At 71.3% G+C, this 12420-nt stretch carries 9 protein-coding genes; 3 read left to right on the top strand and 6 right to left on the bottom strand.

What is annotated here, in order from left to right; all coding sequences use genetic code 11:
* Nucleotides 1–37: 37 nt before the first annotated feature.
* Both ACFFHU_RS10495 and ACFFHU_RS10490 read right to left on the bottom strand, forming a co-directional pair.
* Nucleotides 38–1249, bottom strand: a complete 1212-nt coding sequence (locus ACFFHU_RS10495; RefSeq protein ID WP_377337676.1) for an RNA polymerase sigma factor — start codon at nt 1247–1249, stop codon at nt 38–40.
* Nucleotides 1246–1617 (bottom strand): YciI family protein, encoded by a 372-nt coding sequence (locus ACFFHU_RS10490; RefSeq protein ID WP_377337674.1) that lies wholly within the window; start codon nt 1615–1617, stop codon nt 1246–1248. Before ACFFHU_RS10490 ends, ACFFHU_RS10495 begins: the two co-directional genes overlap by 4 nt.
* A gap of 204 nt (nt 1618–1821) precedes the next feature.
* Here ACFFHU_RS10490 and ACFFHU_RS10485 point away from each other — a divergent pair, with 204 nt between their 5' ends.
* Nucleotides 1822–2574 (top strand): winged helix-turn-helix domain-containing protein, encoded by a 753-nt coding sequence (locus ACFFHU_RS10485; protein ID WP_377337672.1) that lies wholly within the window; start codon nt 1822–1824, stop codon nt 2572–2574.
* On the opposite strand, the gene ACFFHU_RS10480 is transcribed toward ACFFHU_RS10485, so the two are convergent.
* Nucleotides 2550–4649: a phosphocholine-specific phospholipase C gene (locus ACFFHU_RS10480; RefSeq protein WP_377337670.1), complete on the bottom strand. Its 2100-nt coding sequence runs from the start codon at nt 4647–4649 to the stop codon at nt 2550–2552. The genes ACFFHU_RS10485 and ACFFHU_RS10480 overlap by 25 nt on opposite strands.
* Nucleotides 4650–4863: 214 nt before the next feature.
* On the opposite strand from ACFFHU_RS10480, the gene ACFFHU_RS10475 reads away from it, so the two are divergent.
* Nucleotides 4864–6399 carry an arabinofuranosidase catalytic domain-containing protein gene (locus ACFFHU_RS10475; RefSeq protein WP_377337669.1) on the top strand — a complete coding sequence of 512 codons (1536 nt, stop codon included), beginning with the start codon at nt 4864–4866 and terminating at the stop codon, nt 6397–6399.
* A gap of 117 nt (nt 6400–6516) precedes the next feature.
* Here the strand turns inward: ACFFHU_RS10475 and mmsB are convergent, their stop codons facing one another.
* The 3 genes from mmsB to chvE all read right to left on the bottom strand — a co-directional run bounded on the left by mmsB (nt 6517) and on the right by chvE (nt 10562).
* Nucleotides 6517–7782 carry a multiple monosaccharide ABC transporter permease gene (mmsB, locus tag ACFFHU_RS10470; protein ID WP_377337667.1) on the bottom strand — a complete coding sequence of 422 codons (1266 nt, stop codon included), beginning with the start codon at nt 7780–7782 and terminating at the stop codon, nt 6517–6519.
* Complete coding sequence (mmsA, locus tag ACFFHU_RS10465) at nt 7779–9356, bottom strand: multiple monosaccharide ABC transporter ATP-binding protein (RefSeq protein ID WP_446686814.1); 1578 nt, start codon at nt 9354–9356, stop codon at nt 7779–7781. Before mmsA ends, mmsB begins: the two co-directional genes overlap by 4 nt.
* A 75-nt stretch (nt 9357–9431) precedes the next feature.
* A complete protein-coding gene (chvE, locus tag ACFFHU_RS10460) occupies nt 9432–10562 on the bottom strand; it encodes a multiple monosaccharide ABC transporter substrate-binding protein (protein ID WP_377337663.1) in 1131 nt (376 codons plus the stop codon).
* Nucleotides 10563–11015: 453 nt separating this feature from the next.
* On the opposite strand from chvE, the gene ACFFHU_RS10455 reads away from it, so the two are divergent.
* Nucleotides 11016–12420 (top strand): glycoside hydrolase family 27 protein (locus tag ACFFHU_RS10455; protein ID WP_377337661.1); only part of this gene is annotated, 1405 nt, incomplete at its 3' end.

The raw sequence follows: 12420 nt of genomic DNA, 5'->3' as shown, positions 1-12420 counted from the left end.
ACGGCGCCGCCCGAATCGACGAGGCGCGATGCCGCGCCTAACCGCGGAGCCGGCCGGCCCGGGACTCGAGATAGCGCTGCTCGGCGAGGCTGGCGGTCGACCTGGCGGCCCGCCGGTAGTGCTCGTACGCCCCGGCCGGGTCGCCGGCCTTCTCCAGCAGGTGCGCCCGGACGGACAGCAGCCGGTGATGCCCGGCCATCCGCTCGTCGGCGTCGAGGGTGGCCAGCAGGTCCAGCCCGGCCCGCGGCCCCCGGACCTCGGCGAGCGCGACGGCCCGGTTGAGCGTCACCATGGGATTCGGCGCGATCCGCTCCAGGATCAGGTAGAGCGCGTGCACCTGCGGCCAGTTCGTCGCCGCGGCCGTGTCCGCGTCGGCGTGCGTGGCGGCGATGGCGGCCTGCAACTGGTACGGCCCGAGCTCCGGCCCGGCCAGCGCCGCCTTCACCAGCTCGGTGCCCTCGTCGATCAGCGCGCGGTCCCAGCCGGTCCGGTCCTGCTCGGCCAGCGGGACCAGGTCGCCGGCCGGCGTCGCCCGCGTCGCCCGCCGGGCGTGCGTGAGCAGCATCAGCGCCAGCAGCCCGGCCACCTCGCCGTCCTCCGGCAACCGCGCGCGCACCATCCTGGCCAGCCGGATCGCCTCGTACGCGAGATCGGTGCGGTGCAACCGCCCGCCGGACGAGGCGGTGTAGCCCTCGTTGAAGATCAGGTAGAGCACGTGCAGGACCACCCGCAGCCGCTCCGCGCGCTCCTGCCCGGCGGGCAGGCTGAAGGAGCTGCCGGCGGCCTTGATGCGCTGCTTGGCCCGGCTGATCCGGGCGGCCATCGTGGCCTCGGGGACCAGGAACGCGCGGGCGATCTCGGCGGTGGTCAGGCCGCCGACCGCGCGCAGCGTCAGCGCCGTCTGGGAGGCCGGCGTGAGCGCCGGGTGGCAGCACAGGAACAGCAGCAGCAGCGAGTCGTCGGTGTCCGGCACCTCCTCCGGGGGCGCCTCGGTGGCCAGCGCCGACTCGCGTTCCCGGCGGGCGTGCTCGCTGCGGATCTCGTCGATGAGCCGTCGGGACGCGACGGTCACCAGCCAGCCGCGCGGGTTGTCGGGCACGCCCTCGGCGGGCCACCGCTGGGTGGCGGCCAGCACGGCCTCCTGCACGGCGTCCTCGCACGCCTCGAACTGGCCGTGCCGGCGGACCAGCACGCCGAGGACCTGCGGCGTGAGGTCACGCAGCAGGTCCTCGGTGGCGGGCGCGGTCATGCCTCCAATTGTCCGTCAGCGAACATCACCTGTCGGACCTCGATCCCCAGGCCCGGGATCGCGGCGTCCGGGATCTGCGCCGCCAGCTCGATGGCCCGCTCCCGGTTCTCGCAGTCGATCAGGTAGAACCCGCCCAGGTGTTCCTTGGCCTCCAGGAAAGGGCCGTCGGTCACCACCGGCTGCCCGTTGCGCACCGAGACCACGGCGGCCTGGGTCGGGTCGCTCAGCGCCTGCGTGGTGATCATTTCGCCGGACTCCTTGAGGGCCGCCATGAACCTGCCGTGGCCCTCGCCGATGGCCGCCTGCTCCTGTTCGGTGAGCGCGTCCAGCACGGCCGGGTTGATCCACATGCTGATCAGAAACTTCATCTCGTGCTCCTCATGCCTGGCGAACCCCGGGCGGGCCCGTCGACCGGTGGTCGGAGCGGTCGTCGTCGCCTTGACATCCGCGCCCGGACGATTTTCCCCGACGGTTGGTCGGGATGCCCGCCGGCCACCTGAGGGCACGCGCGTTTCCCGCGCCGTAACACGTCCTTGCGACCGCGGAAACGATCGGCCCCGAGCATCGGCCACATGGCGTCCCGTACCGACCGTCCGTACCGCGCCGGCCGGGCCGAGCCGGCGCCGCTGGCCGGCTTCACCGTGGCCGTCACCGCCGAGCGGACCGACGCCGGGCTGCGGGCCCTGCTCGACCGGTCCGGCGCCCGGGTGCTCGACGCGCCGGCCGGGACGCCCGCGCCGCCGCGCGAGGACGCCGTCCCGCGGCACCCCGAGCTGGCGGCGGTCCGCCGGCTGATCGGGCAGATCGTCGCCGGTCAGGTCGACGCGGTGACGTTCACCAGCGCCCCGGCCGCCCGGGCGCTGCTGGCGGTCGCCGGCTTCGGGGCCGCCGAGCTGTTCGGCGACCGGGTGCTGGCCGCCTGCGTGAGTCCGGCCGGCGCCGCGCCGCTGCGGGCCGCCGGCATCGCCGCGCTCGTCCCGCAGCGGGCCCGGGCGGGGGCCCTGGTCCGGCTGGTCGGCGCCGAGCTGCTCCGCCGAGTCCGGCGGGTGACGGTGGCCGGAACCCGGCTGGAGCTGCGCGGGCACGCGGTGCTGGTCGACGGCGAGGTCCGGCTGCTGGCCCCGGCCACGATGGCGGTGCTGGCGGCGCTTGCCGCCCGGCCCGGCGCGGTGCTCTCCCGCGCCGACCTGGCGGCCGCGCTGCCCCGGTCCGCCGACAACCACGCCGTGGACATGGCCGTGGTCCGGTTGCGCGCCGCGCTGGGCTCCTCCCGGTACGTCGAGACCGTGATCAAGCGGGGCTACCGGCTCCCGGTCGACGCCTGAGCCTCGACCAGGCCGCCGAGGGCGGGGTCGCTGATGCTGTCGTGGCCGTTCTCGACGTGGCCGGCGTAGCGCGCCTCGACCGAAGGATCGGCCGGCAGGGTGAGCACGAGGTCGTACCAGCCCCGGGTGCGGTGCAGCGACCACTGTTCGTGGCGGACCTGGCCGGGCCGCAGCACGAACCGGCGGGCGGCCGACCGGTACGCGTCGCGGACCAGCACCTCCACCGGGGTCGACCCCCGGTTCGTCAGCGCCAGCGTGAGCCGGTAGCCGTGCTCGTCGTACACCGCCGTGCTTTCCACGGCCCGGCCCGGCCCGGCCTTGAACCGCCGGAAGAACCCGTTCGGCCCGTGCACCGACAGGTCGTGCCCGGCGGCGGCCGGCCAGGTGTCGTGCAGCCGCCCACCCGGCCGCAGGGTGTAGCTGCGCGGTTCGGCGTCGCTGCCGGCCTCGCGCACGTGCAGGACGGCGGCCGCCGTGCCGGTGTTGCCGAGGTCGATCCGGTAGTCGCCGCCCTCGACCCGCCCGTCGGCGTGCAGGGCGTACGGCAGCGCGCGGGCCGGGCGTACCCCGCGCTCCTGGCCCGGCAGCCGCGGCTCGGCCGGCGCCACCGGGGGCTCGTCGGGGAACCGGACCAGGTTGTCCGGCCTGAGGTCCTCGGTGTCGGGCAGGCGCGGCGGCCGGGCCCGGTTGGGCGTGCGGAAGTCGAACGCCGAGGTCAGGTCGCCGGTCACCGCCCGGCGCCACGGGGTGATGTTGGACTCGACCAGGTCCGGCCGGCGCCCGGCGAACCGGGCCTCGAGGAACCGGATCAGTGAGGTGTGGTCGAAGACCTGCGAGTTGACCCAACCGCCCCGGGTCCACGGGGACACGATGAGCATCGGAACCCGGATGCCCAGGCCGTACGGGCCGGCCGGGTGGTCGGCGTTGCCGGGGAAGATCTCATTGGTGACCGGAACCATGGACCGGCCCTGCGCCGGGGTCCCCGCCGGGGTGGGCGGGACCAGGTGGTCGAAGAACCCGCCGTCCTCGTCGTAGGTGATGAACAGCGCCATCCGGCTCCACACCTCCGGATGGTCGGCGAGGATGTCGATCACCCGGGAGACGTACCAGGAGCCATAGTCGGGCTGCCAGTTCGGGTGCTCGCTGTAGGCCTCGGGCGCGACGATCCAGGAGACCTGCGGCAGCCGACCGGCCTCGACGTCGGCGCGGAAGTCCGCGAGCAGCGCCTCCGGGCTCCGCCCGGCGGCGCGCACCTCGGTGCCGGTCTTCGCGCGGTCCGCCAGCGGGGTGCCGGGCAGCGCCCGCTGGTACTGGTGGAAGTACAGCAGCGAGTTGTCGCCGTAGTTCCCGATGTACGGGTCCTCGGTCCACCCCCAGTACCCGTCGGCGGTCAGCCCGGTGCCGATGTCCTGATAGACCCGCCAGGAGATGCCGTTCCGCTCCAGCCGCTCCGGGTAGGTGGACCAGTCGTACCCGGCCTCGGCGTTGGTGATCACCGGGCCGCCGCCGGTGCCGTCGTTGCCGACCCAGCCGGTCCACATGTGGTAGCGGTTCGGGTCGGTCGGCCCGAGCAGCGAGCAGTGGTAGTTGTCGCAGACCGTGAAGGCGTCCGCGAGCGCGTACTGGTAGGGCAGGTCCGCACGGGTGTGGTACGTCATCGACGTGACGCCCTTGTTGGGCACCCACCGGTCGAAGCGGCCGCCGTTCCACGCGGCGTGACCGTCGTTCCAGCCGTGCGGCGGGTCCGGCAGGAAGGTCTGACCGAGGTCCGGCACGTCCGGCCGGAACGGCAGCAGCTCCCCGGAGCCGGTGGGCTGGTGCCAGACGCTGCGGCCCGAGGGCAGCGTCACCGGGTGCGGGTCGGCGAAGCCCCGCACCCCGCGCAGCGTGCCGAAGTAGTGATCGAACGAGCGGTTCTCCTGCATGAGGATGATGACGTGCTCGACGTCCTCGATGGAGCGGTGCCGCTGGTCGGCCGGGATGGCGAGCGCCTTGCTCAGGTCGACCGGCAGCGCGGCGCCCAGGGCGGGCGCCCCGGCGAGCTTGAGGAATGAGCGGCGATCAAGTGCGCACATCTGTGCCTCCCGGTTCGCGGCCCGCGGCCGACGGCTCCCGACGCTATCGGCGGCGCGGGAACGTACGGGTGGCCGGAACCTGACGGGTGCCGGTTTGTTTCCCCAACGGCACCCGTCGGCCGCCACCCCGGGACGATCCGGGGGTCGATGTGTTTAAATCATTAACATCGATGTTATCGATAACATCCACCCCATCCCGTCAAGGACTCCGCTGATGACTCCTACTCATCCCCAAAACCCCGCTCGCCGACGCCCGCCGCTGGCGATCGGCGTCCTGATCGCGGCCCTGTTGGTCGGCGGCCTCACCCTGGCCGTCCGGGTGACCGGCGCGGCGGCCGCGCCCGGCCCTGGCGCCATCGTGGGCGCCCAGTCCGGCCGGTGTGTGGACGTGCCCAACTCCTCGCAGAGCAACGGCACGCAGGTGCAGTTGTGGGACTGCACGGGCGCGGCCAACCAGTCCTTCACCTACACGTCCGCCCGGCAGTTCCAGGTGTACGGGAGCAAGTGCCTGGACGCCAACGGCCAGGGCACGACCAACGGCACCGCGGTGATCATCTGGGACTGCAACGGCCAGGCGAACCAGCAGTGGAACCTGAACGCGAACGGCACGATCACCGGGGCGCAGTCGGGGTTGTGCCTGGACGCCAACGGCGCCGGCACGGCCAACGGCACGAAGCTGATCCTGTGGTCCTGCAACGGCGGCGCCAACCAGCGCTGGAGCACCTCGGCCGCGCCGTCGTCCCCGCCGCCCACCTCCACGCCGCCCACCTCCCCGCCGCCGGCCGGGGGCCGGCCGTGCGACATCTACGCCGCCGGCGGCACGCCGTGCGTGGCCGCGCACAGCACCACCCGGGCACTGTTCGCCGGCTACGCCGGGAACCTCTACCAGGTACGCCGTTCCTCGGACAGCGCCACCCGGGACATCGGCCTGCTGAGCGCCGGCGGGTACGCCAACGCGAACACGCAGGACTCGTTCTGCGCCGGCGTCTCCTGCGTGATCACCGTGGTCTACGACCAGTCCGGACACGGCAACGACCTGTGGTACCAGGGCTCCGCCCAGGTGCCCGGCTCGCCGCAGAGCCGCCCGGCCACCGCCACCTCCGAGTCGCTGACCATCGGCGGCGCCAAGGCGTACTCGCTCTACATCAACCCGAGCAACAGCTACTGGCGGGACGGCCACCTCAGCGGCGTGCCGACCGGCAGCCAGCCCGAGGGCATGTACATGGTCACCAGCGGCACGCACGTCAACGGCGGTTGCTGCTTCGACTACGGCAACAGCGAGACCACCCGCAGCGCGGACGCGGCCGGCGCGATGGACGCGATCAACTTCAGCACCGAGTGCTGGTTCGGCGGCTGCTCCGGCTCCGGGCCGTGGGTGCAGGCCGACCTGGAGTGGGGGCTGTACCCCGGCGGCAGCCAGTCCTGGAACCCGAACCAGCGGGCGTTCCCCAACCGGTTCGTCACGGCCATCCTGAAGAACAACGGCACCACCCGGATGGCGCTCAAGGGCAGCAACGCGCAGTCGGGCAACCTCTACACCGTCTACGCCGGCTCGTTGCCGGGCGGCTACAGCCCGATGAAGAAGCAGGGGGCCATCATCCTGGGCAGCGGCGGGGACTGCTGCAAGCCCAGCGGCGGCGCGAACCTGAGCGCCGGCACCTTCTACGAGGGCGCCATGGTGGCGGGCTACCCGTCCGACGCCACCGAGGACGCGGTGCAGGCCAACATCGTGGCGGCCGGCTACCGCTGACCCGTGCTCCGGCGGCCGGCCCGGGCGGGCCGGCCGCCGGACTGGCGCGCTGGCCCGACTGCCGGCCTGGCGCGCTGGCCCGACTGCCGGCCTGGCGCGCTGGCCCGGCGGCGGCCGTCAGCGGCTCTCGAGGCCGGCCCGGCGCTTCGACCAGACGTCGAACGCCACGGCCGCCAGCAGGACGATGCCCTTGACCAGCATGACCCGCTCGCTGGGCGCGCCGATGAGCGACATGCCGTTGTTGATGACGCCCATGATCAGGCCGCCGGTGATGGCGCCCACCACCTTGCCGACGCCGCCCTGGACGGCGGCGCCGCCGATGAAGGCGGCCGCGATGGCGTCCAGCTCGAACTGGTTGCCGGCCGTGGGGTTGGCCTGGTTGAGCCGGCCCGAGAAGATCACCCCGGCCAGGGCGGCCAGCACCCCCATGTTCACGAAGATCCAGAAGACCACGGACCGGACCCGGACGCCGGACAGCAGCGCGGCCTGCAGGTTGCCGCCGATCGCGTAGATCCACCGGCCAAAGACGGCCCGGGCGGTCAGCAGGGAGTAACCCAGCACCAGCACCGCGAGCAGCACCAGCACCCAGGGCAGGTTCTTGAACCGGGCGAGCTGCACGACCACGGTGAGGATCACCACGGCCGCCACCGCGAGCTTGAGGACGAACACCGGCAGCGGTTCGACGGTCTGCTGGTAGCCGAGCCGGGCGCTCCGGTCCCGCCACCGCACGAGCACCAAGCCGGCCACCACGGCGAGCCCGACCAGCAGGCTGAACAGGTCGGCCCCGCCGAGCGGGCCGAGGCCGACGTTGCCGAGGTATCCCTCGGTGAAGCCGTTCGAGAGCGTACGCACCTGGTCCGGGAACGGGCCGATCCCCTGGTTGCCGAGCACGGTGAGGGTGAGGGCCCGGAACAGCAGCATGCCGGCGAGCGTGACGATGAACGCCGGAATGCCGAAGTACGCCACCCAGAAGCCCTGCCAGGCGCCGATCAACCCGCCGACCACCAGCGTGAGCACCACGGCCAGCGGCCAGGCCAGATGGAGGTTGACCATCAGCACTGCGGAGACCGCGCCGGTCACGCCCACCACCGAGCCGACGGACAGGTCGATGTGGCCGGCGATGATGATCAGGATCATCCCGATGGCCAGGATCAGCACGTACGAGTTCTGCACGATGATGTTGGAGATGTTCTGCGGTTGCAGCAGCGCGCCGTCGGTGAGCACCGCGAACAGCGCGATGATCAGCGCGAAGGCGACGTAGATCCCGCTCTGCCGCAGGTTGATGGAGAACCGCCGCCGGGGGGCGTCCCCCGGCTCCGCCGGCGCGGCCAGCTCGGGCGCCTCGACCGGAACCGTGCTGTTGGTGGGTGCCACACTGCTCATCGCGGGGCTGCTCCTGTTCCCTGTGCCGTCTGCTGGGTTCCCTGGGTCATCAGCTGCATGAGGCGTTCCTGGGTGGCGTCGGCTCGCCGCACCTCGCCGGTCACCCGACCGGCGGCCAGGGCGTAGATGCGGTCGCAGAGACCGAGCAGCTCGGGCAGCTCCGAGGAGATGACCAGCACCGCCTTGCCCTCGTCGGCCAGCCGGTTGATGATCGTGTAGATCTCGTACTTGGCGCCCACGTCGATGCCGCGGGTCGGCTCGTCAAGGATCAGCACGTCCGGATCCGCGAAGATCCATTTGGACAGCACGACCTTCTGCTGGTTGCCGCCGCTGAGCTTGCCGGCGACGCTGAGCACGCTCGGCGCCTTGATGGACATGCTCCGGCGGAACCCGTCGGCCACCCGGAACTCCTCGTTGCCGTCGACCCAGCCGCGCCGGGCCAGCTTGCCGAGGCCGGCCGCGGAGACGTTGCGCTTGATGTCGTCGATCAGGTTCAGCCCGTACCGCTTCCGGTCCTCGGTCACGTACGCGATGCCGTGCGCGATGGCGTCGCTGACCGAGTGCAGGGCGATCTCCCGGCCGTCCTTGAACACCCGGCCCGAGATGTCGGTGCCGTACGCGCGGCCGAAGACGCTCATGGCCAGCTCGGTCCGGCCGGCGCCCATCAGGCCGGCCAGGCCCACCACCTCGCCGCGGCGCAGCACGAGGTTGGCGCCCGACACCACCACCCGGCCGCGCTGGGTGGGGCTGTGCACGGTCCAGTCCTCGATCCGCAGCGCCTCGTCGCCGATGCGCGACTTGTGCGGTGGGAAGCGATGGTCCAGGTCCCGGCCCACCATGCCGGCGATGATGCGTTCCTCGGTCACGGTGTCGGCGGCCATGTCCAGCGTCTCGACCAGCCGGCCGTCCCGGAGGATGGTGATCGAGTCGGCGATGGCCGCGACCTCGTTGAGCTTGTGCGAGATGATCACGCAGGTGATGCCCTCGTCCCGCAGCCCGCGCAGCAGGTTCAGCAGGTGCGCCGAGTCCTCGTCGTTGAGCGCGGCCGTCGGCTCGTCCAGGATGAGCAGCCGCACCTCCTTGGAGAGCGCCTTGGCGATCTCGACCAGTTGTTGCTTGCCCACCCCGATGTCCAGCACCGGGGTGACCGGGTTCTCCCGCAGCCCCACCCGGGCCAGCAGCCGGCCGGCCTCGTGGTTGGTCCGGTGCCAGTCGATCAGCCCGCGGGTGGCCCGCTCGTTGCCGAGGAACATGTTCTCGGCGATCGACAGCTGCGGGCACAGGGCCAGCTCCTGGTGGATGATGACGATGCCGCGCCGCTCGCTGTCCCGGATGCCGTGGAACTCGCTCGGCTCGCCGTCGAAGACGATCTCGCCGTCGTAGCTGCCGTGCGGGTACACCCCGGACAGCACCTTCATCAGCGTCGACTTGCCCGCGCCGTTCTCCCCGCAGATGGCGTGGATCTCGCCGCGGCGTACCGACAGCGAGACGTCCGAGAGCGCGGCCACGCCCGGGAAGGTCTTGGTGATGCCGCGCATCTGAAGTATGTGATCGGTCATGCGGTGCGCCCCCATCGGCGAGTCGGTTCCGGCGTACGCGGCGGGTCGGCCGCCGGGCGTTCCCGCACCCGACGGCCGACCCGGGCAGGCCTACGACTTCAGCTGCGCCTCGGTGAGGTAGCCGGTGGCGATGAGCTCCTTCTGGTAGTTGTCCTTGTTCACGATGACCGGCTGGAGCATGTACGTGGGGACGACCTTGTTGTGGTTGTCGTAGTCCTTCTCGTTGTTGACCTCGGGCTTCTGGCCCTTCAGGACCTCGTCGGCCATCTTGGCGGTCACCGCGGCGAGCTGGCGGGTGTCCTTGTAGATGGTGGAGTACTGCTCACCGGCGAGGATCGACTTGACCGACGTCAGCTCGGCGTCCTGCCCGGTGACCACCGGGTAGGGCTGGCCCTTGGTGCCGTACCCGTTGCTCTTGAGCGCCGACAGGATCCCGATGGACAGGCCGTCGTACGGTGACAGCACGCCGTCCACCTTGGCGCCGCTGCTGTACGTCTTGGTGAGGATGTCCTCCATCCGGCGCTGCGCGGTGTCCGCCTTCCAGCGCAGGATGGCGACGGTGTTGAAGGCCGTCTGGCCGCTCTTGACCACCAGCGTGCCCTTGTCGATGTACGGCTTCAGCACCGACATGGCGCCGTTGAAGAAGAACGGGGCGTTGTTGTCGTCCGGCGACCCGGCGAACAGCTCGATGTTGAACGGACCCTTGGCGCTGCCGTCGCTGCCGTCGGCGTTCTTCAGCTTGAGGCCCACCAGCAGCGAGGTGGCCTGCTGCACGCCGACCTTGAAGTTGTCGAAGGTGGTGTAGTAGTCGACGTTGGGGCTGTTCAGGATGAGCCGGTCGTACGAGATGACCTTGACGCCCTTCTCGCCGGCCTCCTGCAACTGGGTGGTCAGCGCCTTGCCGTCGATGGAGGCGATGATCAGCAGCTTGGCGCCCTTGGTGATCTGGTTCTCGACCTGCGCCACCTGGGTGGGGATGTCGTCCTCCGCGTACTGCAGGTCCACCTTGTAGCCGAGCTTTTCCAGGGCCGACCGCACGTTGTCGCCGTCGTGCACCCAGCGTTCGGAGACCTTGTTCGGCATCGTCACGCCGATCAACGCGCCGGCGTTCGAGCCCGAGCTCGCCTCCTTGTCCACCGTCTTGGTGCTCGACCCGCAGGCGCCCAGCGCCGTGGCGAGCAGCACGGCACCGGCCGCTGTGGTGAGCCGTCGGAGTCTCATGTGGTGGCCTCTCCAATCGTGGGGCGGTCGAAGCCGGTTCCGGAACATCAACGAGCGAGTGTTATCGCTAACATAGACCTGATCAACTGTGACCGTCGTAACACTTGGATAACACCGCCGCCGGCATCTCCCGCTGCCGGCGTCTGCGCAGGTCGCGGCGGGGTGAGGCGGCGTCGAACGGCGTGCCGTCGTACCCCCGTCGGGGTCGCCGATCGGCATGCGGGCGGCGGCCGGAAACGCTGACATCGACGGGCCTGATGGCGCCAAGGGCGCCGGTCCGGGCGGGCGTGCGGCGGGGGAGGCTCGCGCGGCCGGTCCTGGAATATCAAGTTCATCAATGTTAACGTTCTCGGCATTGCGTTGTGCGCGCCTGTCTGCGGGCGACTTCGCTCCTGTGATCGCTAACCGGTCCCGGTCGGATGACGACGACCGCCGGGCAGGAAGGACGACCCGATGAAACCTCTCGCCTCCCGCGGCCCGTGGCTGGCCGCGGTGGCCGTCGGGCTGCTGGTGACGGCCGTGCTGGTCGGCACGCGAGCCACCCCCGGTCAGGCGTTGGAGAACGGCGTGGCGCGTACCCCGCCGATGGGCTGGAACAGCTGGAACACGTTCGGCTGCAACATCAACGAGTCGCTGATCCGGGGGATGGCCGACGCGATCGTCACCAGTGGGATGAAGGACGCCGGCTATCAGTACGTGGTGGTGGACGACTGCTGGTTCAACCCCAACCGGGACTCCGCCGGCAACCTGCAGGGCGACCCGTCGCGCTTCCCGAGCGGGATGAAGGCGCTGGGGGACTACCTGCACGGCAAGGGACTGAAGTTCGGCCTCTACGAGGTGCCGGGCGCCAAGACCTGCGCTCAGGGCACGGGTGGTTACCCAGGATCGACCGGAAGCCAGGGCCACGAGGCGCAGGACGCCCGGCAGTTCGCGGCCTGGGGCGTCGACTACCTCAAGTACGACTACTGCTCCGGCAGCGGCACCATCAACGACCAGGTGGCCACGTTCGCCAAGATGCGCGACGCGCTGGCCGCGACCGGCCGGCCGATCCTGTACAGCATCAACCCGAACAGCTTCCACTGCTGCACCGGCCCGCAGCGCAACTGGGGCGACGTGGCCAACATCTGGCGGACCACCGAGGACATCACCAACAAGTGGGACACCGGCAACACCAACGGCTATCCGATGGGCGTCCAGAACATCATCAACGTCAACGTGCCGCTCGCCTCGTACGCCGGTCCCGGTCACTTCAACGACCCGGACATGATGGAGATCGGCCGCGGTGGCATGACCGACGCGGAGATGCGCACCCACTTCGCGATGTGGGCGATGATGGCCGCGCCGCTGATCGCCGGCAACGACATCCGGTCGATGGACTCGGCGACCCAGACCATCCTGAAGAACAGGGTCCTGATCGGCATCGACCAGGACACGCTGGGGCTGCAGGCCAGCCAGGTGTCCTTCGACGGCACCCGTCGGGTGCTCGCCAAGCGGCTGGCCAACGGCGACGTGGCGGTGGCGCTGTTCAATCAGGGCGGCGCCACGACGACCATCTCGACGACGGCGTCGGCCATCGGCCTGAGCGGCAACTCGTTCACCCTCGTGGACGCCTGGACCCTCGGCACCACCCCGACCACCGGCGCCATCTCGGCCAGCGTGCCGGGACACGGCACGGTGGTCTATCGGGTCAGCCCCGGCGCCGGGTCGACCACGGCGCCGCCGCCGACCACGGCGCCGACCACGGCGCCGCCCACGACCGCTCCGCCCACCACGGCGCCGCCGACCACGGCACCCCCCACGACCGCGCCGCCGACGACGGCTCCGCCGACGACCGCGCCGCCGACCACGAACCCGCCGC

This window comes from Plantactinospora siamensis, assembly GCF_042434095.1.
Classification (GTDB): domain Bacteria; phylum Actinomycetota; class Actinomycetes; order Mycobacteriales; family Micromonosporaceae; genus KBS50.
The sequence above is the reverse complement of the archived record's forward strand: the minus strand, read 5'-3'. Positions and strand labels throughout refer to the sequence as shown.